This window comes from Enorma massiliensis phI (assembly GCF_000311845.1).
Classification (GTDB): Bacteria; Actinomycetota; Coriobacteriia; order Coriobacteriales; family Coriobacteriaceae; genus Enorma; species Enorma massiliensis.
The window spans coordinates 1,209,124-1,234,782 of the sequence record NZ_HE978574.1 but is presented as its reverse complement, the minus strand read 5'-3'; the positions used below and the strand labels follow the sequence as shown (position 1 = coordinate 1,234,782).

Below are 25,659 nucleotides of genomic sequence, written 5' to 3'. Positions count from 1 at the left end.
GTGATCATGGGGGAGCGGTGCGCGGTGGAAGACATCTTCGAGCTCTTCGGTAATTGGCGAGGTCCAGCCATCGGGCTTATGGACCTCGATGCCTTCTTTGCGAGCGTGGAGCAGCTCGATCACCCTGAATGGCGCGGTAAGCCCGTTATCGTAGGAGGATCCCCCGAGGGGCGCGGCGTCGTTTCCACCGCATCATACGAAGCGCGACCCTACGGTGTCCACTCGGCCATGCCTTCCGCCCAGGCTAAGCGCTTGTGCCCCCATGCCATTTGGACGAGCGGACATTTCGATCGCTACCGCGAGATGAGCGCAAAAGTCATGGAGATCTTGGCCGATGAAACGCCCTTCGTCGATCAAGTGTCTATCGATGAGGCGTTCTTCGACATCACGCCGGGCCGCTTCTCGCGCGAGAACCCTATCGAGATTGCGAGCCGCATATCGCGCCGCGTGAGCGAGCTCGGCATCACGTGCTCCATTGGCCTGGGAACCAGTAAGACGGTCGCTAAAATCGCGAGCGATCGCGATAAACCGCACGGGCTCACGATTGTTCCGCCCGGCACCGAGGAAAACTTCCTAGAGCCGTTGCCGGTGCGCGCCATGAGCGGCATCGGTACATCGGCGGAGGCATCGCTCAAGAGGATGGGCATCTACACCTTGGGCCAGCTCGCTGCCGCCCCCGTGGCGCGCCTCGTCACGGTGTTCGGCTCGAACGCACAGCTTATGCATGATCGCGCCGCGGGTCTCGAGATGAGCAGCGTTGCCCCCATCGATGCTCCTGAAGAGACGAAGTCCGTAAGCAACGAGCGCACCTTTGCCCAGGATCTTACCGAACGCGATGATATCGATGCGGCCCTTGCCCTGCTCGGCGAATCGGTCGGGCGCCGGTTGCGCAGGCGCGGGCTGGCGGGTCGAACGGTTACAGTGAAGGTCAAGTATTCCTACGGCAGTGGCCGCACGATCCAGCGTCGTCTGCCGCATGCCACCGACGACGAGAACATCTTCGTCTCCGTCGCGCGCTCGCTTATGGACGAGATCTGGACGGAAGGAACGCATATTAGGTTGCTCGGTATCGGCATGAGCGATTTCAGGTGCGATGGCGACGTTCAGACGGATTTGTTCTGCGAGGTCGACGAGCGTGGAGCCGTAGCGAGCAGCAAGCGAGAGCTTTCGGTTGCCGTCGACAAGGTGCGCGAGCGCTTTGGCAGCGGCGCGGTGAATTTCGGCCGAGCGGCGCGCTTCGGCGACGACCTAGTGAGGCCCGACAAGTTCCTCAACCAAAATAAACCGAGTGACGCATAGGATCGCAATACCGCACGGGCTTGCATTCTTTGATTTCATGCGTAAGATATGGAGGAGCCTGCGGAAATACCGAAGAAGTTGCCTGCTCGCACTTCACCTGCCCGCTCCGTTGGCGTATTATTACAACCTGTTTGTCTGTAGTCGCAGCCTTTTTGGCTGCATGGTTGGAGGAGTTTTCATTGGCAGTCAAGATTCGCCTTGCTCGTCACGGCTCTAAGAAGCGTCCGTACTATCGCGTCGTCGTGGCCGATTCCCGTTCCCCGCGTGATGGCCGCTTCATCGAGGAGGTGGGCCGCTACAATCCGCTGACCTCTCCCAAGACGATCAGCCTTGATATCGAGAAGATCAACGACTGGCAGAGCAAGGGCGCCCAGCTCACCGATGCCGTCGCAGCGCTCATGAAGGCTGCCGAGGAGGGTCCGAAGACCGAGACCGTGGCCAAGAAGTCCAAGAAGCAGCTTGCCAAGGAGGCCGAGGCCGCGAAAGCTGCCGAGGCTGAGGCTGCCACCGAGGAGTAGGCATCGTGGCCGAGGAGCAGGCGGTGGCTGCCGCAACCGAGGCCGAGCTCTCCGATCGCATCGCCGATCTCGTCGAGTACCTCGTGCTCAGCATCGTTGATGATGCTGATGCTGTGAGCCTCGAGGTTATCGATGGCGATAACGCCTCGGTCATCGAGATCACGGTTTCCGAGCCCGATGTCGCCAAGGTCATCGGCCGCCATGGCCGCACCATCAAGGCGATTCGCACGCTTGCGCGTGCACTTGCAGCTCGTCTTGGCACATCCGTCGAGGTCGAGGTCTTGGGTTAGGTCATCGTGTCGAGCGCCTATCGCAACATAGCCCGTGTGGTTCGTCCGCATGGGAAACGCGGGGAGGTCATCGTACGTGCGGTACGTGGCCTTCCCTTTGTTCTGGAGCCCGGGATGGAGGTTGCGCTCACGCCACCGGCACTCGAGCGCGATCGCTTCTGCACCGTGCGTTCGGTTACGGATACCGGCCAGGATTGGCTCGTTGCTTTCAGTGGTATCGAGGGCATCGATGGAGCAGAGTCCATCAAGGGCTGCTATGTGCTCGCGCACGCTGAAGATGTCGTCCTCGATGGTTTCGAGGCTGCATGGGAAGATCTTGTCGGGCGCTACGTCGTCGATGCCCGATTTGGTGAACTCGGCTGCATTACCGGCGTTATTGAGACTCCGGCCAACGATGTGCTCGAGATCGAAGGCCCCTTTGGCGAGGTGCTCGTTCCCATCATCGAAGAAGCGATGGACGAGATTCCGCCTACGGGACCACTCAGCACCCATATCATGGATGGCCTGATCGACTCTAACAAGATTCAGCAGGTCATGGGCGAACGTGCCGTTTCGAAGGCGCGCCAAGGAAACGACCGAACGGGGGAAGTGGACCAAGCATGATGCTCATCGAGACGCTTTCCGTCTTTCCCGAGATGTTCGAGCCCGTTATGTCGACATCCATCCTTGGACGCGCCCGGCAGGCGGGCATCTTCGATTTCAGAGCCTATGATCTGAGGGACTGGACCCACGACCGGCATCGTACAGTCGATGACGAGCCTTATGGCGGCGGTCAGGGCATGCTTATGAAGGCTCCTCCCATCTATGAGGCGGTCCGTTCCATTGCAAGCTCGGGCCCGCGTCCGCACGTCGTGTTCTTCACACCGTGCGGTGCGCCCTTTACCCAAGCTGCAGCTGAGCGGCTTGCAATGCAAGAGCGCTTGCTGTTTGTGTGCGGTCGCTATGAGGGCATCGACGAGCGCGCCTACGACCTTGCCGATGAGCGGATCTCAATCGGGGACTACGTTCTTACCGGTGGGGAGCTTGCCGCTATGGTGGTAACCGATGCCGTGGTGCGCTTATTGCCCGGTGCGCTCGGCGACGCGATGAGCAGCGTGGATGAATCGTTTGCCACAGGCGATTCTGGTGGCCTGCTGGAATACGCCCAGTACACGCGCCCCGCCGAATTCGAGGGGGCCGCCGTTCCGGATGTTCTCCTTTCTGGAGACCATGCCAGGGTCGTTGCCTGGCGTCGCGAGAGCGCAATCGATCGCACCTGCCGCTGGCGTCCAGACCTGATTTCTTCCGCACGCCTCACGGACTCAGAGCGCGCCCTCGCAGAGCAGCTCATCGCGCGCTATCATGGGCTCAGTCAACAGAACGCTTAGGAGTGCAACCGTGGTACCGCAGCAGCATTCATTTGTGAGGAGCCTCCTCGAGTGGGTCGTCATCTTCGCGCTCGTCTTCGTGTTCTTCATCTTCATCCGGTGGTTCGTCGTGGAACCCTACCGAGTCCCCACGGGTTCGATGGAGCCCACGATTGAGGTGGGCGACCAGGTGCTGGCTCAAAAGGTCACCATCAACCTTGGGATGGGAGTGAATCAAGGCGACATCGTCGTCTTCCGTAACCCCGACGGCGGCTCGGACCACGATATCCTTGTGAAGCGCGTCATCGCGACCGCGGGCCAGACCGTCGACCTTCAGGGCGGCGTGGTGTACGTAGACGGCGAACCGCTTTCTGAGGCCTATGCGCAAGGCGACAGCTATCCGCTTGCGGCGCAGGCGGAAGGGGTCTCAGTTGGGTTCCCCTATACGGTGCCAGAGGGTTGCGTGTGGGTTATGGGCGATAACCGCGAGAACTCTGCCGATTCACGTTATTTCGGCGCGGTTCCCGAAGACGACCTCATTGCCGTGGTGTTCTTCCGGTACTGGCCTTTTGACCGGTTGGGCGGGGTGTAAGCCAGCTCCGGCGCAGCACCTTTCTTCAACGCGATCTTAGCTTTCTATTCATCAGAAACCAGAAGGGTAGGCAAGGCATGGACACGAGCGTTCGTACCTTCCAAGACATCATCCTTTCGCTCCAGCGCTATTGGGGCGAGCAGGGATGCGTCATCATGCAGCCGTACGACTCCGAGGTGGGTGCCGGTACATTCCATACTGCGACGACCCTGCGCAGCTTGGGTCCTAAGCCTTGGCGCACCTGCTACGCGCAGCCCTGCCGCCGTCCCGCCGACGGTCGCTACGGCGAGAACCCTAACCGCATGCAGCACTACTACCAGTTCCAGGTTCTCATCAAACCCTCGCCGGTGAACAGTCAGGAGCTCTATCTCGACTCGCTCAAAGCAATCGGCATCGATCCGGCTGAGCACGATGTTCGCTTCGTCGAGGACGACTGGGAGAGCCCCACGCTTGGTGCCTGGGGCCTTGGCTGGGAGGTCTGGCTGAACGGCATGGAGGTCACGCAGTTCACCTACTTCCAGCAGGTGGGCGGCATCGAGGTCGACCCCGTTCCCGTCGAGATTACCTATGGCCTTGAGCGCCTGGCCATGTACGTGCAAGGCGTGAACTCCGTCTATGACTTGGTGTGGAGCTACCTGCCCGATGGCACGCCCATGACCTACGGCGAGGTCTTCTTGGAGAACGAGCGCGAGTTCAGCGCGTACAACTTCGAGGTCGCCGACGTGCCCATGATGCGCCAGAAGTTCGACGACTACGAGCGCGAGTGCCATTCCTGCCTGGATGCCAAGCTGCCGCTGCCGGCGTACGACTGCGTTATGAAGTGCAGCCACGCCTTCAACATCCTTGACGCGCGTGGCGCGCTTTCCGCTGTGGAGCGCGCGAACTACATCCTGCGCGTGCGCACCGTGGCCAAGGCCTGCTGCGAGGCCTACCTTGCCGAGGTCGCTGGTGCAGATGCAAACGACGACGCCCGGGAAGGGGAGGTGGCATAAATGGCCGAGACCAAGGACCTGCTATTCGAGATCGGCACCGAGGAGATGCCGTCCGCGCCGCTCATGAACGCTGTGAAGCAGCTTAGCCCGCTCATGGAGCGCGGCCTCAACGAGGCCGGCCTGGCCCATGGCCCTGTGCGCGTCGTGTCTTCGCCGCGACGCCTGGCCGTGCTGGTTGACGCTGTTGCCACGGCGACGGATGAAGTGCACGAGGTCAAGCGCGGCCCTGCGGCCAACATCGCCTTCGATGCCGACGGCAATCCCACCAAGGCTGCCGAGGGCTTCGCCCGCAAGTGCGGCATGACCGCCGCTGAGCTTGTGCAGCGCGAGGATACCGATGGCCGCACCTATGTGTTCGCCGAGCGCAACATTCCTTCCGCTCCCGCGATGCCGTTGCTTTCCGCCCTGTGCGAGCGGATTATCGCTGGGCTTGAGTGGCCCAACTACCGAAGCCAGCGCTGGGGCTCGACGCACGAGACCTTCGTGCGCCCCATCCGTTGGATCTGCGCACTGCTGGGCACCGAGATCATTCCCGTTCGCTATGCCGATGTAACGAGCGGAAACACCACGCGCGGCCATCGCGTGCTCGGGCCGGGTGAGCATGAGGTAGCAGAGCCCGCCGTCTACGAGAAGGTACTTGAGGCCGCCGGCGTTCTTTCTGAGGAGCGCCGCCGCGAGGTCATCGCTGCCGGCATCGCTCAGGTCGAGGCCGAGCGCGGCGGGGCCCATGTGGACACGCCCAAGAAGGTGCTCGACGAGGTCGTGAACCTCTGCGAGTGGCCGACGGTGGTCGTGGGAACTTTCGACGAAGAGTTCCTGCAGGTCCCGCACGAGATCATTTGCGAGTCCATGCTCTCCAACCAGCGTTATTTCCCCATCTACGACGCCGAAGGCCAGCTGACCCGCGAGTTCGTGGTCGTGGCTAACGGTCGTCCCGAGTGCGCCGACACCATCATCGATGGCAACGAGCGCGTGGTCCGCGCCCGCCTGTACGATGCGAAGTTCTTCTACGACGAGGATCTCAAGGTCTCGCTCGAGGAGTTCCGTGAGCGCCTGGCGAGCGTCATTTTCCAGGAGAAGCTCGGCACCGTGCTGCAGAAGAGCGAGCGCATCGAGGCCCTTGCCGGCGAAGTTGCCCGCGCCGCCGGCTGTGACGCCGTGGTGACCGCCGACGCGGTTCGTGCCGCGCACCTCTGCAAGGCGGACCTCGTCTCCAGCGCCGTGGTCGAGTTCACGAGCCAGCAGGGCGTCATGGGCGGTTACTATGCACAGGCCGCTGGCGAGACCGACGCCGTCGCCGCTGCGATTCGCGACCACTACCGCCCTCGCTTCTCCGGCGATGAGCTTCCTGAGGGCATTGCCGGATGCATCGTTGCCGTGTCCGACAAGCTTGATACCATCGCAGGCATGTTCGCGATCGGTGAGCCCCCCGACCGGTTCCAAGGACCCCTTCGCGCTTCGCCGCTCCGCTATCGGCCTGCTCAACATCCTGCGCAGCCGTCTGGGATGCGGCTACGAGGAACTCGTCGCGCATGCGCTTGCCTCCTACGCCACCCAGGGCATCCAGTTCGATGCCACTGAGGTGCAGGCTGCCGTCTGCGCCTTCATCAAGGGCCGCATGGAGCAGATGACGCGCGACGAGGCTGTCTCCGCGGACGTCGTTGCTGCCGTTTCCGCTGGCTCCGTGCGCGTCCCGGCGAGCTACCTTGCACTCGCTCATGCGCTCGAGGACGCTCGAGCCAATGATGCCGCGACCTTCGAGAACCTGGCAACCGCCTACGCTCGTGCGAGCCACCTTGCCGACGCATCGCTTGGTGTCGAGGTTGACTCCGCGCTTCTGGGTGAGGCAGAAGCGAACTTGCTTACCTCGACCGACCAGGCCCAGCAGCGGGTTTCCGATGCGCTTGCCGCTGGAGACTTTACCGCGGTGATCGGCGCGCTCGCATCGCTTCGCGAGCCCATCGACCGCTTCTTCGATGAGGTGCTCGTCATGGACGAGGACGAGGCGCTGCGCCAGAACCGTCTGCGCCTGCTCAACCGCTTCGCCGCCGTCTTCGCCGACGTAGCCAACATCGGCGAGCTTGCGAAGAAGAAATAGCTAGCGTCCCGTTCATCATCGAACCCTGCGCCCCGCTGTGTCGTTGCACCGTGGGGCGCTTTATCATCTTCGGCCAATCACGCATAGCTTCATTCGGAGACAGGGGCACCATGGATAAGCTCGCGACGGTACTTGTGATATCCGACGCTTTGGGCGAGACCGCTGCTTCGGTGGCGCTCGCGGCGGCAGGTCAGTTTGATGAAGGCGCCGTGGCTATCGAACGATTGTCTCGCGTTCAAGATGCGCGGCAGGTGAAACGCTATTTGGAATCCTCGGCGGGTGCAGCCAAGAAGATCGCCGCATTCCATACCATTGTCCAAGACGAGCTTCGCAGTGAGGTTGCGGGCCTGCTTGTCGAACAAGGAATTGCCGCGGTCGACCTTCTCGGCCCAGCCATCGGCACCATCGCAGCCCTCACCGGGCTTGCGCCCAAAGGCATTCCCGGTATCATCCATCGTACCGATGAGCACTACTTCAAACGCATCGCCTGCATGGAATACGCCGTCGAGCATGACGACGGTAGGGGAGCGGACGACCTCTCCACCGCAGACATCGTGCTCATCGGTGTGTCGCGAACGTCTAAGACGCCGCTTTCTATGTACCTGGCGCTACAGGGATATCGCGTGGCGAATATCCCGCTTGCACCCCAGATGGAGCCCCCGCAGGCACTGTTTGAGGTCGATCCCGCTCGTATCTTCGGACTCGTAACGACGGTGGAAGCCATAGCCCCCATCCGGGCCCAGCGCCTTGGCAACGCGCAGGCGCAATCGGCCGCCGGCTCCTATGCAGATCCCGATGCTATCGAGTTGGAATTCGCATATGCTCGCACCCTCATGAAGCGCCTCGGATGCTTTGTAGTCCATACAGATGGCAAGGCGATCGAGGAGTCGGCAACCGAGATTATCGAGCGACTTAATCGCATACTTTTGTCAAGAAATGCATAAGCCGTATGAAACACGCCTTCAATCATCGCTTCATATACCCTTCATAAGCTGGGATGACATTAACTGGTATCTTCATACCATATCCACTTAAGCGACCACTTACCGCATAATCGCGGCCGACTACCGGAGTCCGCGCGGTCTGCACAGCTCCCCGGTCTGCGCATCCGATACTAAGCCTGAGCCGTATGTGCTCAGTCGTACCACGATACGCAGCCATGCGCTGCCGAAAGGGGGAGCATCGTGAACGATGTGAAGCGCGTCTACCGGTTTGGCGCAGATGCCGCCGGAAACGACGTGACGGAGGGCCGTTCGAGCATGAACTACGTGCTCGGAGGCAAGGGCGCGAACCTTGCTGAGATGTGCCGGATCGGTCTGCCTGTGCCGGGGGGATTTACCATCACGTGCCAGACCTGCACGGACTACACCAGTGCCGGCGACACGTGGCCCGAAGGCGCCCTGGACGAGATCGCTGATGCGGTGCAGGACCTTGAAGCTCGCATGGGAAAGCGCTTGGGAGATCCAACCGATCCACTGTTAGTTTCCGTACGCTCAGGTGCGCCATTTTCCATGCCGGGCATGATGGACACGGTGCTCAACCTTGGCCTTACCGACGCATCGGCACAGGGTCTCATTACACAGACGGCCGACGAGCACTTCGTCTGGGATTCCTACCGACGCTTCATCCAGATGTTCTCAAACGTGGTGATGGGAATCGACGCGGATCTGTTCGAGAACGCGCTGACCGAAAAGCGCCTCATGGCGGGAGTCCGCACCGATTCGGAGCTGAGCGCATCTACGCTCCATGAGCTCGTCGAGGAGTTCAAGCAGATCTTTTACTCGCACGTTGACCCCAAGGCTCATCCTGAACTCGTGCAAGAGGGCCGCGTCGTCTTCCCACAAGATCCGAAGGTTCAGCTCAAGCTTGCCATCGAGGCGGTCTTCGGAAGCTGGATGAACGAGCGCGCCTCGATCTATCGTAAGCAGCATGGCATCTCCGATAGCCTTGGCACGGCCGTGAACGTACAGGCCATGGCCTACGGCAACAAGGGCGAGAGCTCGGCTACGGGCGTCGCCTTCACGCGCAACCCCGCAACAGGCGAGCGCGAGCGCTATGGCGACTTCCTCGTGAACGCGCAGGGCGAGGACGTCGTCGCAGGCATTCGCAACACCGAGCCCATCCAAGATATGGCAACGTATCCAGCGCTCGCGCAGGCGGCCGAGGATCTGGAGCGCATCTTTGTGATCCTAGAGAACCACTACCATGACATGTGCGACATTGAGTTCACCATTGAGCAAGGCAAACTCTGGATGCTGCAGACCCGCTCTGGCAAGCGCACCGCCCGAGCGGCGCTCCGCATCGCTATCGAGATGGTTGAAGAGGGCCTCATCGACCGCGAAACGGCAGTAAAGCGCATCGACCCCAGCCAGCTCGATCAGCTCCTCCATCCGCAGCTCGATACCACGGCATCGTTTGAGGTGCTGGCGCGCGGATTGAACGCGAGCCCTGGCGCTGCGGTGGGCGAGATCGTGTTCAGCTCCGATGACGCCGTCAAGCGTTCGAACGAGGGCCATCCGGTCATTCTCGTGCGCTGGGAAACGAATCCGGATGACCTCAAGGGTATGGTTGCCGCTGAGGGCATCCTGACCAGCCATGGCGGTAAAACGAGCCACGCCGCCGTGATCGCGCGCGGCATGGGCACGCCCTGCGTCTGCGGCGTCGAGGCCTTCCATATCGATGCCAAGGCCAAGGAGGTCCGCATCGACGGCTCGGACGTGGTGCTGCACGAGGGAGACCTCATCTCCATAGACGGTGGCGATGGGATCGTGGTTCTCGGCGCCATGCCTCTTACGCGCGCAGAGCTGACCGGCGACCTGGAGACGGTCCTCGGATGGGCTGACGAGATTCGCTTGCAAGAGGGTGGCTCGCATCCGTACCACGTACGGGTCAACGCGGATAATCCGGATGACGCCGCCCTCGCGCTTGACTTCGGGGCTGAGGCTATCGGTCTTTGCCGCACGGAGCATATGTTCCTCGGTGAGCGTAAGAACATCATCCAAACGTATATCCTGAGCGAGGAGGCGCAAGAGCGGAGCAGGGCCTTGGAAGAGCTGCTTCGGGTGCAAACGAGCGACTTTGTCGAGATGTTCCGCACCATGGATAGACGCGACGTCGTGGTGCGCCTCATCGACCCGCCGCTTCACGAGTTCCTGGACGATCCTCGAGAGCTTGCCGTAGCTCTCGCGCGCCGCGAAGCGGAAGGTGCCCCGCAAGACGAGCTCAGCTTGCTTCGAGCGCGGCTCCGCCGAATCGATGCCATGGCGGAATCCAACCCGATGCTGGGACTGCGAGGCGTACGCCTGTCCTTCGCGTTCCCCGACCTACCGCTCATGCAGGTCCGCGCCATCGCGACCGCCGCGGCGACGCTCATGCGCGACGAGGGGCTCAGCCCACGCCCCGAGATCATGGTTCCGCTCGTATCGATTGCGTCCGAACACATCCAGATGCGGTCGATTGCCGAACGCGTCATCCATGAAGTGGAGTCTGCGTTTGGCGTTTCGCTGGACATACCCATCGGAACCATGCTTGAGCTCCCGCGCGCATGCCTTACCGCCGATGAGATTGCACCGCATGCCGACTTCTTCTGCTTCGGCACGAACGACCTCACGCAGACGACGTTCGGATTCTCGCGTGACGACGCGGAAGCGAAATTCATCCCCACATACCTCCATCAAAAGCTTCTGGCCGCTAATCCGTTTGAAACCATCGATAGCGCCGTTCTCGAGTTCGTGCGCATGGCGGTTTCGAAAGCGCGCTCAGCGCACCCTGGCATGACATTCGGTGTCTGTGGCGAACATGGAGGCGACCCTGCATCGATTTCGCAGCTCTTCAATATCGCAGGCGTTGACTACGTGAGCTGCTCGCCCTACCGTGTTCCGATCGCACGGCTTGCCGCCGCCCATGCGAAGCTTGTGAGCCGGTAGGCGAAAGGGGTGCGTAGACGTTTCTTGAAGGAAAAAAGGGGCTTGCGACCTGCTGCACATTGCGTATAATTAAGCCCGTTTGCCAACCTACGTGCCGGCGTACGCGTGCGGCACCTCTAGAAGAGTAAGGAATTGAAATGGACTACATCCGCGCAATCGAGCGCCAGCAGATCCGCGAGGACATCCCGCAGGTCCGCGTCGGCGACAACGTCAAGGTTCACTATCGCATCAAGGAAGGCGACCGTGAGCGCGTCCAGGTCTTCCAGGGTGACGTTATCCGCATGAGCGGTGGCTCCTCCCGTGAGACCTTCACCGTCCGCAAGATCTCCTTCGGCGTGGGCGTCGAGCGCACCTTCCCGCTTCACAGCCCCAAGATCGCCAAGCTCGAGGTCGTCCGTCACGGCCGCGTGCGTCGCGCCAAGCTTTACTATCTGCGCGACAAGGTGGGCAAGGCTGCTCGCATTCCCGAGAAGCGCTAATTCTCAGCACAGATGCACCTCAAGGGCCGTCTCATTGCAGGCGGCCCTTTTCGTCTACGACCAGTGTTTCCCATCTGAGAGCCGTAGCGAAAACCATAAGCGCACGAATTCGCCCGTCAGACGGCGCAACGTATCCAGCAGCGGCGCGCAGTCGTTCCAAGGGAGTAAATGATGGCCAATCAAGTGAGCTCGCGATCCGCCTCCGAGGTCGCCGCAGTGCTGGGAAGCGCAGCGCTTGAGGAGCTTCCCGCCCTGATTGAACGGTATCGTGACGACCCGCGCAAGCAAGTCCAGACTGCGCTCGCTCGCGCGGAGCGGCGCTTGGATCGCGAGCGCGCCGAGCGCGAGCGTGTCGACGCGATGTATGCAGAGATGGCAGAGCTCGGTGGCCCGGGCGTCGTCGTTGGCGTGGACGAGGTGGGGCGTGGATCGGTGGCAGGTCCGCTTACGGTCTGCGCCGTCTGTTTGCCGGAGCGCCCGCGCATCTGGGGGCTCAACGATTCGAAGAAGCTCACCCCAGCGCGTAGGGAGCGTTTGGCAGAAGAGATAGCACAGGTTGCAGTCGCTATAGGGTTCTGCCACATTCCGGCCGCTGAAATCGATCGCATCGGCATGGCGTCGGCGCTGCGCCGTGCCGTTGCAGGCGCCGTCGCCGATACCGGGCTTACGCCCGACTGCGTGCTGATGGATGGAAACCCACTGGGGGCGGTAGACCATGAACGCGATATTGTTCATGGCGATGCTCGCGTTGCCTGCATCGCCGCCGCCTCGATTGTTGCCAAGGTGACGCGCGACGCGCATATGGTCGAGCTCGATGCCCTGTATCCCGAATATCACCTCGCCGAGTCGAAGGGCTATGCATCTCCTGAGCATATTGCCGCGATCAAGGCCCATGGCCTGACCGAAGAGCATCGCGTGAGCTTCTGTGGGAACTTTTTGGAAACTGAGAGCCTCTTCTAGCCAGCGCTATAAACGGTTGCGCATGCCGCGTTGCCCATATCCTGCATCGATGAGGCACCTGTTTAGATTCTGTTCAGATTCTGTTCCGTGATATGTCAGCTTCAAAAGAATTATTGACCTGTTCCATGGGAGACGATGCTTCTACCACAAGGGGAAGGAGCAACCATGGGTGCAGAAGAGGGGACCCTCCGTTCGGCATACGATCTTACCGACATGGCCGAAGGTGAACATGTTGACGAGTTTACTGCCAAACAGCTTGGCAATCTGGGCGAGCTCATTGCCGCGAGCTACCTTGACCATCGCGGTTACGAGGTTCTTGAACAGGGGTATCGGTGTCCTGAGGGTGAAGCGGACCTCATAGCCTACGATCCCGACGAAGAAGTCATCGTATTGGTGGAGGTTAAAACACGACGCGTGCACGAACTCTGCTCTGCGGAACCTGAGTCCGCCGTGGATCGAAGGAAGCGAGAGAGGTATCGACGCATTGCGTCTTGCTATCTCATGGATCGATTTCCCGTTCTGTCCTTGCGGTTCGATGTGATCAGCATATCGGTGACATCCGAGACCGAAGCCATCATCGAACATTACTTCGATGTGTTCGCATGGGAAGCAGACCGATGAGTGCCCCGGTGTATGCGGTGCACGCGGCGTGCATCCGAGGTGTCGAGGCGGTGCCTGTCACCGTCGAGGTCTCCATGGGCGGCGGCCTCCCGAGCATTTCGATTGTGGGCATGGCCGATTCAACGGTGCTCGAGGCGCGAAGCCGTATGCGGTGCGCGTTGAGAAGTGTTGGATTCGAGGTCCCGAAAAAGAGCATAACGATCAACCTCGCTCCGAGCGACATGCGAAAGTCTGGAACGGGCCTCGACCTCCCCATCGCGGTCGCCGTGCTTGCCCTCTCTGGCCAAATACCCGTAAACGACCTCGACAGCTGTCTCTTCGTTGGGGAACTCGCACTTGATGGCTCGGTATGCCCCGTAAAGGGTGAGATTGCCTACCAGGTGCTTGCTCGCGACACGCACCTTACGCTCATCGAAGGCCCGTCCTCTCCCCATCAGGGGCTCTTTGAGGCGGCCCGGTTTGAGCTCGACAACATCGCGCGTCTTAGGATGGGCGTTCGCGACGCGATTCATCGCTGCGACCTGGAACCCGATCGGCCACCTTTGGAAACGAAGCTCGACTATGCCGATGTGGTAGGTCAAGAGGTTGCGAAAAGGGGGCTTGCAATCGCCGCCGCAGGCGACCTCGGCTTGCTCATGATCGGCGCTCCGGGCTCAGGAAAGACCATGCTCGCACGACGCATGACAACGATTCTCCCAAAGCTCACGCAGGCAGATCAACAGGAGGCGCTCTGCATTCACTCGGTAGCAGGGGAGGAAATCTCAGGCCTTTTGGCAGGCGACCGGCCTTTCCGCAGCCCGCATCACAGCATATCTGCCGCCGGGCTCGTTGGGGGAGGGCGACCCGTGCGCCCGGGCGAGATCAGCTTGGCACACGGTGGATGCCTCTTTCTAGATGAGCTTGCGGAATTCCCTTCCGGCGTTCTGCAGATGCTCCGTCAGCCACTCGAGGAAGGGGTGGTTCGCATCGTTCGAGCCGACGGTATGTACATCTTTCCCAGCCGATTCCAACTGATAGCGGCAAGCAACCCATGCCCCTGTGGTTACCTCGGCGATCGCGAAGTGGCATGCACGTGCTCGGCCACCGCCATCGAACGCTACCGATCTAAACTCGCTGGACCCCTTATCGACCGTATCGACATCGTGCTCGATGTTTGCAGGCCCGATCCATCGCTCATCATCGAGGGCGCCGAGGGTATGGATTCAGAGGGGCTTTCCGCCATGGTCGCGACCGGGAGGGCGTTCGCGCTGGAACGGAGAAACGATACCGAGCCTGCTTCCACATCGTCTCGAACATCGCTCGATAAGGCCATTGCTGCCTTCCATCTGGATCGCGATGCAGAGGATGCGCTCGTGGGGCTATCTCAATGCAACAAGCTTACTGGCCGCGGTATCAAGCGCCTTTGCCGGATAGCTCGAACGGTCGCGGATATCGATGAATCGGCATGCGTCCGGCGCCCTCACGTTCTCGAGGCATCTATGTTTCAGGGGAGGAGGAACGCATGATGGAGCCAACCGTGAAAGCTTCTCGCATGACCATCGAGCGTGGTTCCGATGGCTATCCACCTGGAGTTCTCGACCTAGCCAACGCCCCAAAACGACTGTATATGCTAGGAAACCCTGAAGCCCTGCAGGGCCCAGCTATCGCAATCGTCGGTACGAGGAGACCGACGCCATATGGCATCGCACTCACTGAGCTCGCCGCCGAGCTTGCGGTGGAAGCCGGCATCACGGTTGTATCCGGGGGCGCCATAGGGTGCGACCAGGCTGCGGGTATGAAGGCGCTTGCTTGCGGGGGCGTCCATGTGGTCGTGCTGGGATGCGGTGCTGACGTTATCTATCCCTCATCCAGCAGAGATCTTATCGACAAAACCTTAGAAGCCGGGGGCGCGGTTGTTTCGATTGCGTCTTGGGGAACGAAGCCTCAGCGCTTCCTCTTTCCGCAGCGGAATCGTGTTATCGCAGCGCTTTCGGAGGCGGTGTTCATTGGAGAGGCCGGCATGCCTTCCGGTACCTTCAGCACCGCAGAGGCGGCTATGGAGCTTGGCAGGGAAGTGCTTGTTGCGCCCGGGTCGGTTTTCTCTCCCGAATCTCGCGGCGCGAATTATCTTATCGGCGTCGGCGCGTGCTGCATTACCGATGAAGAGTCGCTCGAAATCGCGCTGTCACGCATTTACGGTGTGCTCCGGCATCCGCATGGGCCTCTCCGCGAAGTGGAGTCTGCCGACCCGCGCGAACAACGCGTCCTGCGTGGTTTGGCCGCAAGCCCGATGCGCTCAGAGGATATAGCGCGGCTTGCTGGGCTCGATGCACGCGGGTGCCTTGAATTCCTCAGCGACCTCATGATATCGGGGCGCGTTGAGCAGCTCATTGATGGACGGTATGCGCTCACCAAGGAAGTCCTTCACGCAATGACGGCAATCGGTCAAAATGATGGGTCAAGCAACCAACGATAAGGAGCCATCTATGCCTTTTGATCCCGTCATCGTAGTAGGCGGAGGTCTCGCGGGATGCGAGTGCGCGCTGCAACTTGCAAAGCGCGGCGTGCCCGTGAAGCTCTTTGAGATGCGGCCCCACACGAATTCCCCCGCACATCGAACCGATGGCCTCGCTGAGCTCGTGTGCTCGAACTCGCTGAAGGCCACCCGAATCGACAGCGCCGCGGGGCTCTTGAAGGAAGAGCTTGCGCGCATGGGCTCAGAGCTTCTGCAGTGCGCCAACGCAGCGTCCGTGCCGGCCGGCGGCGCGCTTGCAGTAGACCGCGAGACGTTTTCCTCCCTAGTTGAGGAGAAGGTGGGAAACGAAGAGCTCATCGAGCTGGTGCGCGAAGAAGTGACGGCGATGCCCACAGGCAGGGCCGTCATAGCAGCCGGCCCTCTCTGCTCACCCGCTCTGAGCGAGGCCGTGCTCGAGCTCGTCGGCGGGTCGTCGCTCTCGTTCTTCGATGCGGCGGCGCCCATCGTGGACGCCGAATCGCTCGATCGCTCCGTGTTGTTCCGTCAATCCCGCTATGGGGAAGCGGAAGTTGGCGACTACCTGAATGCCCCCTTCACGAAGGAAGAGTACGAGGCATTTATCGAAGCCCTCGTTACGGCAGACCGCGTGGTGCTCAAGGATTTTGAACACGGCGGGCTGTTCCAAGCCTGTCAGCCTGCGGAGGAAGTTGCGCGAACCGGTCGAGATGCCCTTCGCTTCGGCGCGATGAAGCCTGTTGGCCTAACCGATCCGCGCACGGGACGCCGTCCTTGGGCCGCCCTTCAGCTTCGTGCGGAGAATCGCGAGGGCACCGCCTATAACCTCGTAGGCTTCCAGACGAACCTCACCTTCGGAGAGCAGAAGCGCGTGTTCCACATGGTTCCGGGCCTCCAAAACGCCGAGTTCTTCCGTTATGGCGTCATGCACCGCAACACGTTTGTCGATGCGCCCCATGTGCTCGATTCCACCTTCGCCGTTCCAGGGACACAGGTGCGATTGGCTGGGCAGATAACCGGCACCGAAGGGTATACCGAGGCCATCGCCTCTGGTCTTTTGGCAGCCCTCAACACCTATGCCGATCTTATCGGCGCAGCTCCGGTAGCGCTTCCCAAAACGGGCGCCCTGGGCGCGCTCGTTGCCTATGCGACCGACCCCGCAACTGAGGACTACCAGCCCATGCATGTGAACTTCGGGCTTGTTCCGCCACTTGAAGATGGGGTGCGGCGTGGCAAGCGGGATCGATATCGCGCCTATGCGGACCGAGCGCTCGCCGATTTCGATGCCTATCTTGCCACGAGAGACGAGCTGTTTCCCATGAAGGGCGCGTCTCGATGACCGTGCTCGCAACCGAGGCCACACACGACGGGGCCATGGAGCCTTCTCGCGACTTCCTCGACGCGCTCGATGCGTTCATCGCCTTCATCGCGCGCGTTGAGGGGTTTTCGCCCGAAACGGTTCGCGCGTACGAGGGCCATCTTGAAGCTTACGGGCGATGGTGCGCGCGGGAGAGCGTCAACGCGCTCGAACCGGATATCCACGACCTTCGAGGATATCTTGCCTATCTCAACCGTGCCTCGTATGCGACGCGCACCATCGCGGCGCATCTATCTGCCGTGCGGTCGTTTTTTCGATGGGCCCATGCAGAAGGCATCGTAGATACCGATGCCGCATCGCTCGTGCAGATGCCAAAGATGCCGCGTTCTCTCCCCAAAACGGTTTCCTCCACCGAGATGCAGCGGCTTTTGGCCGCTCCCGACACATCAACCCCCTCTGGCATGCGCGATGCCGCGATGCTCGAGCTGTTCTACGCAACGGGCGCGCGTATCTCAGAGCTGTCGCACATCGATATCGCGGACTTCGATTGGACGACCAAGACGGTTCGCCTCTTCGGAAAGGGCTCGAAGGAGCGCATCGTTCCCGTCTATCGCCGTGCCCTCGATGCGACCCGCACCTATATCGATGACGCTCGGCCCCTTCTGATGCGAGCCTCAAGCGATTCAGCGGCAATAAAGCGTGTTGATGGGCCGCTCTTTCTATCCACGCGAGGAAACCGCATGGATGCAAATGCCCTGAGGTACCGGTTTCATAAGCTGTGCCGCGAGGCCGGCTTGCCTTCCGATATCACGCCGCATGTGATGCGCCACACCTTCGCTACCGACCTTCTCGCTGGTGGGGCAGATCTGAGGAGCGTCCAGGAGCTTCTGGGCCATGTAAGCCTTTCTACCACGACGCTCTACACCCACCTCACACCCGATCGCCTGAAATCGGCCGTCATGCAAGCCCACCCGCGCGCCGATGCATAACCGCTCGTTGCGTCAGGTGGATAGACTGTCTCAAGATTCGGTGCATGTCGACTCCCGTCGAACGAAACCCGCTCGCCTGCGTTTTCACGTACGGGCAGATGGAATCAGGTGGAGTTTAGATTTGTGGTTGGAAACGCAGCGCGCACCTGCTATCATGCTGAACGTTGCCGATTCGGCAGCAGTACTATCACACACGCGCGGCTACTTTCCCGCCGTGGTGCCCGGGTGCCGGTAGCACAAACCCGGGTGGCAGGGAAGGGCTGACCCCGCGCGGAGGCAAACCACAGGAGGTTAACATGGCTACCAAGATTACGATTCGTACCCTGCTCGAGGCTGGCTGCCACTTTGGTCACCAGACCCATCGTTGGAACCCGAAGATGAAGCCCTACATCTTCGGCGAGCGCAACGGTATGTACATCCTCGACCTCAAGCAGACCATCATCAACGCCGACCAGGCCTACACCTTCCTGCGCAACACCGCGAAGTCTGGCAAGATCCTCTTCGTGGGCACCAAGAAGCAGGCTCAGGAGGCTGTGAAGAACGCTGCCGAGCGTTGCGGTATGCCCTACATCAACCAGCGTTGGCTCGGCGGCATGCTCACCAACTTCGTGACCATCCGCTCCCGCATCAACCGCATGGAGGAGCTCGAGGGCATGGTTGCCGACGGCAGCATGGCTCTTCGTGGCAAGAAGGAGCAGTCGGTGCTCGGCAAGGAGCTCGCTAAGCTCCAGGCCAACCTCGGTGGCGCCCGCGACCTCAAGGGTCTGCCCGCCGCGCTCTTCGTCATCGACACCAAGCGCGAGGAGAACGCCATCAAGGAGGCTCGTCGCCTCAACATCCCCGTCATCGCTCTGCTCGACACCAACTCCGATCCCGACGAGGTCACCGAGCTGGGCATCGGCATCCCCTGCAACGATGATGCCATTTCTTCCGTCACCCTCATGTGCGAGCTCATGGCCGACGCCTGCATCGCCGGCAGCAACAAGCCTGAGGTGACCGAGGCCGAGATGGCTGCTTCCGAGCTTCCCGCCGAGGAGGCCCCCGTTGCCGAGGCCGAGACCGTCGAGGCCGCTCCCGCCGAGTAGGCACCCCCGGAATCGATCGGGGGCGTACGTCATACAAGCGCCCCCGATGTTTGCAATCCTTAGTAAACAAGGGCATTTCTAGAGAAAGGGGCCATGATGGCCAACATTACCGCCGCCCAGGTCAAGCAGCTCCGCGAGATGACCGATTCCCCCATGATGGAGTGCAAGAAGGCGCTCGTCGAGGCTGACGGCGACATGGATGCCGCTGTCGACATCCTCCGCAAGAACGGCCTTGCCGCTGCCGCCAAGAAGGCCGGCCGCGAGACCAACGAGGGTGCCGTAGGCGCGTTCGTTTCCGACGATGCTACCGCCGGCGCTCTCTGCGAGGTTGCCTGCGAGACCGACTTCGTGGGCTCCAACCCCAAGTTCACCGGTTTTGCCGCCGCCGTTGCCCAGGTCGTCTCCGAGACGAACCCCGCTGATGTCGACGCGCTCCTCAAGGAGTCCCTGGAGGGTGAGACCGTTGAGTCTGCACTCACCGAGCTCATCCACACCATGGGTGAGAACATGAAGATCACCCGCTTCGCTGCCCGCAAGGCCGCAAACGGTGCCGTTTCCAGCTACGTGCACATGGGCGGCAAGATCGGCGTCCTCGTTGAGTTCGCCTTCAACAACGCCGAGACCGCGCAGAACGAGGCCTTCAAGACCTTCGCTCACGACGTGTGCCTTCAGGTTGCCGCTGTCGCTCCGATCTGCGCCGTTCGCGAGGACGTTCCTGCCGAGACCATCGAGCACGAGATGAGCATCTACAAGGCCCAGGCCGCTGAGTCCGGCAAGCCCGAGGCCATCCAGGAGAAGATCGCCACCGGCCGCCTTGAGAAGTTCTACAAGGAGCAGGTGCTCACCGAGCAGGCTTTCGTCAAGGATGCCGACATGACGATCGCGCAGTACGCCGCCAAGGTTTCCAAGGAGACCGGCGACGAGATCCGCATCGTCGGCTTCGACCGCATCTCCCGCGCCGACGCGTAAGCACAGACGCCTGTTTTGCTTTCTATCGAGCCCGGTCTCTTAGCGAGCCGGGCTCGATTTTTGTAATTCGGATCAGTGAAGGTTGCGAGAACCATTCAGAATGACCACTCGAGGCATTTCCCCATCTGTTGCATTCTGGAAGCGTGCTCTCCTTGCACATTACCGTAGCCCACTTTGTTAGAATGTCGTAAGGTACGACTCAAAGGAGGATCCTCTTGTCCGGCTATCGTTACAAGCGCGTACTGCTTAAATTATCCGGCGAAGCACTCATGGGTGAGGGCGTCTACGGCATCGACCCTGCGGTGACCGACCGCCTCGCGCACCAGGTTGCCGATCTTCGCAACGACGGCATCGAAGTTGGCGTCGTTGTGGGTGGCGGTAATATCTTCCGAGGCATGGCCGGTGCTGCCAAGGGCATGGACCGTGCGCAGGCCGATTACATGGGTATGCTCGCCACCGTCATGAACGCTCTTGCGCTGCAGGACGCCTTCGAGCGCGCCGGGTGCGAGTGCCGTGTGATGAGCGCCATCCAGATGAACGAGGTTTGCGAACCGTATATCCGCCGCCGTGCCATGCATCACCTTGAGAAGGGCGATGTGGTCATCTTCGCCGCGGGATCGGGTAACCCGTACTTCACCACCGACACCGCCGCCGCATTGCGCGCCTGCGAGATCGATGCCGACTGCCTTATCAAGGCAACGAAGGTCAACGGAATCTACGATAAGGATCCCGTCAAGAATGACGATGCCGTCCGCTTCGATACCATTTCATACCACGAGGTGCTTGTCCGCGGCTTGCAGGTTATGGACACCACCGCCACCGCACTTTGCCAGGATAATAACATGCCCATCATCGTCCTCAACATCGAGGGCGAAGACACCATCAAGCGCGCACTTGCGGGCGAGCCCATCGGCACCGTCGTCGTTGAGGAGGACTAACAATGGCACAGATCACCGACCGCATGGACAAGAGCCTCGAGAGCCTGTCCCATGAGTTCGCCAAGGTCCGCACGGGCCGCGCGAACGCAAACATCCTTTCCGATATCACCATCGATTATTACGGCGTGGCCACGCCCATCACGCAGGTCGCCGCGGTCAAGGTCCCCGAAGCGCACATGCTCATGGTCGAGCCTTGGGACAAGTCCGTCTTGAATGCCATCGTTCACGCCATCAATGCTTCCGACCTTGGCATCACGCCCTCGACCGACGGCACCGTCGTGCGTCTCCCGTTCCCGGCGCCTACGGAGGAGCGCCGTCGTGAGCTCGTGAAGGAGTGCCGTGAGCTCGCCGAGCAGGCGCGCGTTTCTATCCGTAACATCCGCCGCGACGAGAACGGCAAGATCGAGCGGAACGAAGAGCTTTCCGAGGATGACATCCGTCGCGAGCAGGCTAAGGTGCAGAAGCACACCGATGCCTATATCAAGAAGATCGATGAGATGCTGAAGGCTAAAGAAGCCGAGGTCATGGAGATTTAGCGTGCAGAACGTGGATTACGACGACTCAACGTTTGAGACTTTCTTCGCGAACCCGCCGGCGGGGCTTGAGCTCGACGCGCTCGATCGCACGCGCATTCCCCGCCACATCTCCTGCATCATGGACGGCAACGGCCGCTGGGCCACCTCGCGTGGCCTTGGCCGCGGCGAAGGCCACAAGGCCGGCATCGTCTCGCTGCGCGAGATCATCACGGCTTGCGTGCGCTTGGGCGTTGAGGTGCTCTCCGCCTATGCGTTCTCCGCGGAGAACTGGAAGCGCCCCAAGCAAGAAGTGAACCTGCTCATGCACCTGTTCGCGCAGACGTTCGTTGATGAATTGCCGTTACTCAAACGCGAAAACGTTCGCGTGGTCTTCCTGGGCGATATCTCCGCCCTCCCCAAGCGCACCCGCGAGGTTTTCGAATACGGCCTTAAGGAGACGTCCAAGCACACCGGCATGGTCCTCGCGCTCGCGGTGAACTATGGCGCGCGTGCCGAGCTCGCGCGGGCGGCCCGGCTCCTCGCTGAGGATGTTGCCGCCGGACGCCTCGACCCGAGCCGGATCGACGAAGCCGCTGTTGCGGGCAAGCTCTATACCGCCGGGCTTCCCGATCCAGAACTCATCATCCGCACGTCAGGAGAACTGCGCCTCTCGAACTACCTCCTTTGGCAGGCCGCCTATTCCGAGTTCTACATCACGCGCACGTATTGGCCCGACTTCAACCGATGGGAGCTGCTCGATGCTGTCCTATCCTTCCAGGGCCGCGACCGCAGGTTCGGCGGCATCCATGAGAAGGAGGCGTAGCGTGAGCAACCGTCCTTCCTCCTCCGCTCCTGCTGAGCAGGAGGGTGCGCAAGCATCTCCCGCGTTCACCGGCCTTGTGACGCGCGTTATCTCCGGCTTGGTATACGTCGGCCTGTTTATCGGCAGCATCCTCTTTGGATCCATATCAACTGCTGTCTTTGTTGCGCTCATCAGCGTTCTTTCAAGTCATGAGTTCTTCCAGATGGTTAAACGCGACGGCAAGGTCCCCAATGAGCTTTTGGGCGATGTCGCGGCATTCCTGTTTCCTATAGCCGCGCTCGGTGAGTCCACGTATCTGTCGGCGTTGATCTTCTTGCTCATCTTGGCCGTGGGGCTCTGGTACGTCTATTCCCCTCGCACCCGCATAGCCGATGTCTCGGCGACGCTCATGGGGCCGCTGTATACCGGTTTCATGCTATCTGCCATCGTGTTGCTCCGTGACGCCGTTCCGGGCTTTCCGGGCGCGCTCCTCACGGTCGGGGTCTGTGCGTCGCTCTGGGTTTCAGACTCCTTTGCCTACCTTGTCGGCCGCGCATTCGGGCGTCATAAGATGGCTCCGCGCATTAGCCCCAACAAAACCTGGGAGGGTTTCGTCGGCGGTATTGCAGGGTCTATCATCGTATGGCTCATCTTATTCGCCACGGGCTTCTACCGCCTCAATATCTTCTTCGCGCTTGGATGCGGCATCGCCGTTGCCATCCTTGGCGTGTTCGGCGACCTCATAGAATCCCGCCTCAAGCGCGGTGTGGGAGTCAAAGACTCCGGCAACCTAATCCCCGGTCACGGCGGCATGCTCGACCGCTGCGATTCCCTCATCTTTGGCTGCATAACGGCAGAACTGATCCTCGTTATCGGAGGTGTGCTGTAATGCCTCAACCCGACGATTCCAAGCTTCGGGTAGCGATTCTTGGATGCACTGGTTCAATCGGTCGCCAGGCTCTCGATGTTTGCGCGCAACACTCAGATCTTCTTGAGGTCGTCGCCCTCTCAGCGCATGGCAAGACGGAAGAGCTCGTAGACGCTGCTCGTACACATCATGTGGCTTGTGTTGCTGTGACCGATTCCTCACATGCAACGGATCCCATCTTGGCTGAACTTCCGAAGGGAACCGAGCTTCTGTTCGGCGCGGATGCCCTTGCTCGCATCGTTGTTCGCGACGATGTGGATTGCGTGCTCAATGCCGTTGTCGGCGCTGCTGGCCTTACGGCGAGCTATGAGACGCTACGCTCCGGAAAGCGTCTCGCACTTGCCAACAAGGAATCGCTCGTGGTGGGCGGCGACGTGCTCATGCCGCTTGCGCGGCCAGGCCAGATGCTTCCCGTTGACTCTGAGCATAGTGCGATTTTCCAATGCTTGGTGGGGGAGGAGCGCAACCCCATCCACGCCATTTGGCTCACCTGCTCGGGTGGACCGTTCTACGGTCGCACGCACGACGAGCTCGCAGGTATAACGGCCGCCGACGCGCTTCGTCATCCGACCTGGTCGATGGGCCCGAAGATTACCATCGACTCTGCCACGCTGATGAACAAGGGCCTTGAGCGCATCGAGGCGATGCACCTCTTTGGCGTACCCATGGAACAGATCACCGTGCTTATACAGCGCGAATCGAAGATCCACTCGATGGTGGAATACGAGGATGGTTCGGTTATCGCCCAACTCGGCGCGTCCGACATGCGAATTCCCATTCAGTATGCCTTTTCGTACCCCAATCGCTGGGATGCGCCATGCAGCCGAGTCGACTTCCGCGAGATCGCCTCCCTCTCCTTCGGCGCACCGGATATGGAGACCTTCCGATGCCTCGCCCTCGCCGAGCGCGCCGGCATCGAAGGGGGTACGTATCCATGCGTGCTCAACGCTGCAAACGAAGTTGCCGTGCATGCGTTCCTTAACGATGAGTGCTCGTTTACCGACATCGCCTGCCTTGTTGAGCGCGCGCTCGACGCGCATGTGCGCGAAGAAGCCGAGTCGATTGAGCAGCTTCGTGATGTGGATGCATGGGCGCGCTCCTTTACTGCCCATGCGCTCAAAGCGCTTGCCCGCTCATAGGAAAGCGAGGACATGGATACACTCGTTCAGGTGGTAACCACCGCGTTCTGGGGCCTTTTGCTGCTCTCTGCACTCGTATTTCTTCACGAGGGCGGGCATTTTCTTGCCGCCCGAGCATGCGGAGTCCGCGTCACGGAATACTTCTTAGGCCTGCCGTGCCGTTTTAATTTGAGCCACACCTCGAAGCGAATAGGCACGAAGTTCGGCATCACGCCGATCCTGCTCGGAGGCTACGCGATGATCTGCGGCATGGACCCTACGTCCAGCCCTATGGCTCCTGCCGTGCTTACGTTTGTGCATCGTCGTGGTACTGCGACGCTTGGCGACATAGCCAGGGAACTCGATTGCTCCGAAGACGAGGCGCTCGAGGCATGCATGCAGCTCATGGAATGGGGTTCTATCGCGCCTGCTCGCGACACCGCATCGGAAGACTCGAAACTCGATGACTCGTACCCCTCGGCCTTCGCCGCAGCTTCACGCGACGCAGCCGGTGCGACGATTTTTGATGGACGGCGCTTCGACCGCGCTCATGCCACGCACGAGGGAGAGCCCTGGCAACCTCCGATGGACGAGAACGCCTTCTTTGAGCTCGAAAAATCACGCACTTACATAGGGAAAGGTTTCTGGCCGCGAGCCTTCATGCTCGTCGCCGGCATCCTCGTGAACCTTATCACCGGGCTTCTGCTGCTCATGAGCATCTATTCGCTCGTGGGCGTCGAGGTCACCGTCAATGAGAATATCGTCGGATCCGTTGAGGCTGACTCCGCCGCAGAGGCTGCCGGCCTTATGCCCGGCGACGAAATCATATCTATCGACGGCGTCGAGACGCAGACCTGGACCGATGTCTACAACGCAATTCAGGGCGCTGCGGGCGCCGGCTCCTTTGAGATAACCTTCATTCAAAGCGATACCCAGCATTCTGCTACGGTCGAGCTCGAAGCGGGGGAGATGCTTGGCATCGGCATCCCCACCCAGGTCGTACGGCTCAATCCGGTTGATTCCGCGCGCCTCTCGATTAGCTACGTGTTGGAAACTGCACGCTCCATCCTCGACCTCTTTAACCCGCAGCACACGATGGAGATGCTTGAAAACACAACCTCGATCGTTGGCATATCCGTCATGTCGGCCCAAGCCGCAGCGCAAGGCCCCACGACATTCCTCATGCTCGCCGCCCTGATATCGTTCTCACTCGGCTTGATGAATCTCTTGCCCATTCCACCGCTCGATGGCGGCAAGCTCATCATCGAGATCATCCAGGCGGTCACGAGGCGCGAGGTTCCTTTGAACGTGCAGTCCGCGATCTCTTATGTGGGCGTCGCTTTGTTCCTCGCGCTCTTCGTCTTCGTCCTTCGCAACGACATCATTCGGTTCATTCTGTAGCAGGG

24 protein-coding genes and 1 pseudogene are annotated in these 25,659 nt (G+C 60.8%); all 25 read left to right on the top strand.

Going from position 1 to position 25,659, the window contains the following annotated elements; translation table 11 throughout:
- Positions 1-6 precede the first annotated feature (6 nt).
- The 25 genes and pseudogenes from dinB to HGEM_RS05090 all read left to right on the top strand — a co-directional run bounded on the left by dinB (position 7) and on the right by HGEM_RS05090 (position 25,654).
- Positions 7-1,299, top strand: coding sequence for a DNA polymerase IV (gene dinB / locus HGEM_RS05210; protein WP_035101362.1), 1,293 nt, complete (start codon positions 7-9; stop codon positions 1,297-1,299).
- Between the two features lie 179 nt (positions 1,300-1,478).
- Positions 1,479-1,817, top strand: a complete 339-nt coding sequence (gene rpsP / locus HGEM_RS05205; protein ID WP_019128356.1) for a 30S ribosomal protein S16 — start codon at positions 1,479-1,481, stop codon at positions 1,815-1,817.
- Between the two features lie 5 nt (positions 1,818-1,822).
- Positions 1,823-2,107, top strand: coding sequence for a KH domain-containing protein (locus HGEM_RS05200; protein WP_019128355.1), 285 nt, complete (start codon positions 1,823-1,825; stop codon positions 2,105-2,107).
- A gap of 6 nt (positions 2,108-2,113) precedes the next feature.
- Positions 2,114-2,710: a ribosome maturation factor RimM gene (locus tag HGEM_RS05195; RefSeq protein ID WP_081580813.1), complete on the top strand. Its 597-nt coding sequence runs from the start codon at positions 2,114-2,116 to the stop codon at positions 2,708-2,710.
- Entirely contained in the window at positions 2,710-3,474 is a 765-nt protein-coding gene (gene trmD, locus HGEM_RS05190) for a tRNA (guanosine(37)-N1)-methyltransferase TrmD (protein WP_035101360.1), read from the top strand. Before HGEM_RS05195 ends, trmD begins: the two co-directional genes overlap by 1 nt.
- A 10-nt stretch (positions 3,475-3,484) precedes the next feature.
- Positions 3,485-4,045 carry a signal peptidase I gene (gene lepB / locus HGEM_RS05185; protein WP_019128352.1) on the top strand — a complete coding sequence of 187 codons (561 nt, stop codon included), beginning with the start codon at positions 3,485-3,487 and terminating at the stop codon, positions 4,043-4,045.
- A 77-nt stretch (positions 4,046-4,122) separates the two neighbouring features.
- Positions 4,123-5,037 (top strand): glycine--tRNA ligase subunit alpha, encoded by a 915-nt coding sequence (locus tag HGEM_RS05180; RefSeq protein ID WP_019128351.1) that lies wholly within the window; start codon positions 4,123-4,125, stop codon positions 5,035-5,037.
- Positions 5,038-7,135: pseudogene (gene glyS / locus HGEM_RS05175) on the top strand (glycine--tRNA ligase subunit beta).
- Positions 7,136-7,245: 110 nt separating this feature from the next.
- Complete coding sequence (locus tag HGEM_RS05170) at positions 7,246-8,079, top strand: pyruvate, water dikinase regulatory protein (RefSeq protein ID WP_019128350.1); 834 nt, start codon at positions 7,246-7,248, stop codon at positions 8,077-8,079.
- 240 nt (positions 8,080-8,319) lie between these two features.
- Positions 8,320-11,061, top strand: a complete 2,742-nt coding sequence (ppdK, locus tag HGEM_RS05165) for a pyruvate, phosphate dikinase (RefSeq protein ID WP_019128349.1) — start codon at positions 8,320-8,322, stop codon at positions 11,059-11,061.
- Positions 11,062-11,198: 137 nt separating this feature from the next.
- On the top strand, positions 11,199-11,540 hold the full coding sequence (rplS, locus tag HGEM_RS05160) for a 50S ribosomal protein L19 (protein WP_019128348.1): 342 nt from the start codon (positions 11,199-11,201) through the stop codon (positions 11,538-11,540).
- A gap of 171 nt (positions 11,541-11,711) precedes the next feature.
- Positions 11,712-12,500 (top strand): ribonuclease HII, encoded by a 789-nt coding sequence (locus HGEM_RS05155; protein WP_035100714.1) that lies wholly within the window; start codon positions 11,712-11,714, stop codon positions 12,498-12,500.
- Positions 12,501-12,665: 165 nt separating this feature from the next.
- Positions 12,666-13,121, top strand: coding sequence for a YraN family protein (locus HGEM_RS05150; RefSeq protein WP_019128346.1), 456 nt, complete (start codon positions 12,666-12,668; stop codon positions 13,119-13,121).
- Positions 13,118-14,626 (top strand): YifB family Mg chelatase-like AAA ATPase, encoded by a 1,509-nt coding sequence (locus tag HGEM_RS05145; protein ID WP_019128345.1) that lies wholly within the window; start codon positions 13,118-13,120, stop codon positions 14,624-14,626. The genes HGEM_RS05150 and HGEM_RS05145 overlap by 4 nt, the downstream gene beginning before the upstream one ends.
- The gene (locus HGEM_RS05140; RefSeq protein WP_019128344.1) at positions 14,623-15,576 is read left to right on the top strand and encodes a DNA-processing protein DprA; all 954 of its coding nucleotides are present in this window, start codon (positions 14,623-14,625) and stop codon (positions 15,574-15,576) included. Before HGEM_RS05145 ends, HGEM_RS05140 begins: the two co-directional genes overlap by 4 nt.
- A gap of 10 nt (positions 15,577-15,586) precedes the next feature.
- Complete coding sequence (gene trmFO / locus HGEM_RS05135; protein ID WP_019128343.1) at positions 15,587-16,930, top strand: methylenetetrahydrofolate--tRNA-(uracil(54)-C(5))-methyltransferase (FADH(2)-oxidizing) TrmFO; 1,344 nt, start codon at positions 15,587-15,589, stop codon at positions 16,928-16,930.
- On the top strand, positions 16,927-17,898 hold the full coding sequence (locus tag HGEM_RS05130; protein ID WP_019128342.1) for a tyrosine recombinase XerC: 972 nt from the start codon (positions 16,927-16,929) through the stop codon (positions 17,896-17,898). Before trmFO ends, HGEM_RS05130 begins: the two co-directional genes overlap by 4 nt.
- 296 nt (positions 17,899-18,194) lie before the next feature.
- A complete protein-coding gene (rpsB, locus tag HGEM_RS05125; protein WP_019128341.1) occupies positions 18,195-18,983 on the top strand; it encodes a 30S ribosomal protein S2 in 789 nt (262 codons plus the stop codon).
- Positions 18,984-19,079: 96 nt separating this feature from the next.
- On the top strand, positions 19,080-19,952 hold the full coding sequence (tsf, locus tag HGEM_RS05120; protein ID WP_019128340.1) for a translation elongation factor Ts: 873 nt from the start codon (positions 19,080-19,082) through the stop codon (positions 19,950-19,952).
- Between the two features lie 215 nt (positions 19,953-20,167).
- Positions 20,168-20,890 carry a UMP kinase gene (pyrH, locus tag HGEM_RS05115; protein WP_019128339.1) on the top strand — a complete coding sequence of 241 codons (723 nt, stop codon included), beginning with the start codon at positions 20,168-20,170 and terminating at the stop codon, positions 20,888-20,890.
- 2 nt (positions 20,891-20,892) lie between these two features.
- A complete protein-coding gene (frr, locus tag HGEM_RS05110; protein WP_019128338.1) occupies positions 20,893-21,426 on the top strand; it encodes a ribosome recycling factor in 534 nt (177 codons plus the stop codon).
- Positions 21,427-21,436: 10 nt separating this feature from the next.
- Positions 21,437-22,228, top strand: coding sequence for an isoprenyl transferase (locus tag HGEM_RS05105; RefSeq protein ID WP_195891250.1), 792 nt, complete (start codon positions 21,437-21,439; stop codon positions 22,226-22,228).
- 1 nt (position 22,229) lies between these two features.
- Positions 22,230-23,096, top strand: coding sequence for a phosphatidate cytidylyltransferase (locus tag HGEM_RS05100; protein WP_019128336.1), 867 nt, complete (start codon positions 22,230-22,232; stop codon positions 23,094-23,096).
- A complete protein-coding gene (gene dxr / locus HGEM_RS05095; RefSeq protein WP_019128335.1) occupies positions 23,096-24,274 on the top strand; it encodes a 1-deoxy-D-xylulose-5-phosphate reductoisomerase in 1,179 nt (392 codons plus the stop codon). The genes HGEM_RS05100 and dxr overlap by 1 nt, the downstream gene beginning before the upstream one ends.
- Before the next feature lie 12 nt (positions 24,275-24,286).
- Positions 24,287-25,654 carry a M50 family metallopeptidase gene (locus HGEM_RS05090; protein ID WP_019128334.1) on the top strand — a complete coding sequence of 456 codons (1,368 nt, stop codon included), beginning with the start codon at positions 24,287-24,289 and terminating at the stop codon, positions 25,652-25,654.
- Positions 25,655-25,659: the final 5 nt, after the last annotated feature.

What these genes read in the sequence shown, in the direction of transcription:
- HGEM_RS05150 (WP_019128346.1), top strand. Translation starts at nt 12,666, where the DNA reads ATGGGTGCAGAAGAGGGGACCCTCCGTTCGGCATACGATCTTACCGAC.
- HGEM_RS05145 (WP_019128345.1), top strand. Translation starts at nt 13,118, where the DNA reads ATGAGTGCCCCGGTGTATGCGGTGCACGCGGCGTGCATCCGAGGTGTC.
- trmFO (WP_019128343.1), top strand. Translation starts at nt 15,587, where the DNA reads ATGCCTTTTGATCCCGTCATCGTAGTAGGCGGAGGTCTCGCGGGATGC.
- HGEM_RS05170 (WP_019128350.1), top strand. Translation starts at nt 7,246, where the DNA reads ATGGATAAGCTCGCGACGGTACTTGTGATATCCGACGCTTTGGGCGAG.
- trmD (WP_035101360.1), top strand. Translation starts at nt 2,710, where the DNA reads ATGCTCATCGAGACGCTTTCCGTCTTTCCCGAGATGTTCGAGCCCGTT.
- dinB (WP_035101362.1), top strand. Translation starts at nt 7, where the DNA reads ATGGGGGAGCGGTGCGCGGTGGAAGACATCTTCGAGCTCTTCGGTAAT.
- HGEM_RS05090 (WP_019128334.1), top strand. Translation starts at nt 24,287, where the DNA reads ATGGATACACTCGTTCAGGTGGTAACCACCGCGTTCTGGGGCCTTTTG.
- HGEM_RS05130 (WP_019128342.1), top strand. Translation starts at nt 16,927, where the DNA reads ATGACCGTGCTCGCAACCGAGGCCACACACGACGGGGCCATGGAGCCT.
- rplS (WP_019128348.1), top strand. Translation starts at nt 11,199, where the DNA reads ATGGACTACATCCGCGCAATCGAGCGCCAGCAGATCCGCGAGGACATC.
- dxr (WP_019128335.1), top strand. Translation starts at nt 23,096, where the DNA reads ATGCCTCAACCCGACGATTCCAAGCTTCGGGTAGCGATTCTTGGATGC.
- frr (WP_019128338.1), top strand. Translation starts at nt 20,893, where the DNA reads ATGGCACAGATCACCGACCGCATGGACAAGAGCCTCGAGAGCCTGTCC.
- HGEM_RS05155 (WP_035100714.1), top strand. Translation starts at nt 11,712, where the DNA reads ATGGCCAATCAAGTGAGCTCGCGATCCGCCTCCGAGGTCGCCGCAGTG.
- HGEM_RS05140 (WP_019128344.1), top strand. Translation starts at nt 14,623, where the DNA reads ATGATGGAGCCAACCGTGAAAGCTTCTCGCATGACCATCGAGCGTGGT.
- HGEM_RS05180 (WP_019128351.1), top strand. Translation starts at nt 4,123, where the DNA reads ATGGACACGAGCGTTCGTACCTTCCAAGACATCATCCTTTCGCTCCAG.
- rpsB (WP_019128341.1), top strand. Translation starts at nt 18,195, where the DNA reads ATGGCTACCAAGATTACGATTCGTACCCTGCTCGAGGCTGGCTGCCAC.
- tsf (WP_019128340.1), top strand. Translation starts at nt 19,080, where the DNA reads ATGGCCAACATTACCGCCGCCCAGGTCAAGCAGCTCCGCGAGATGACC.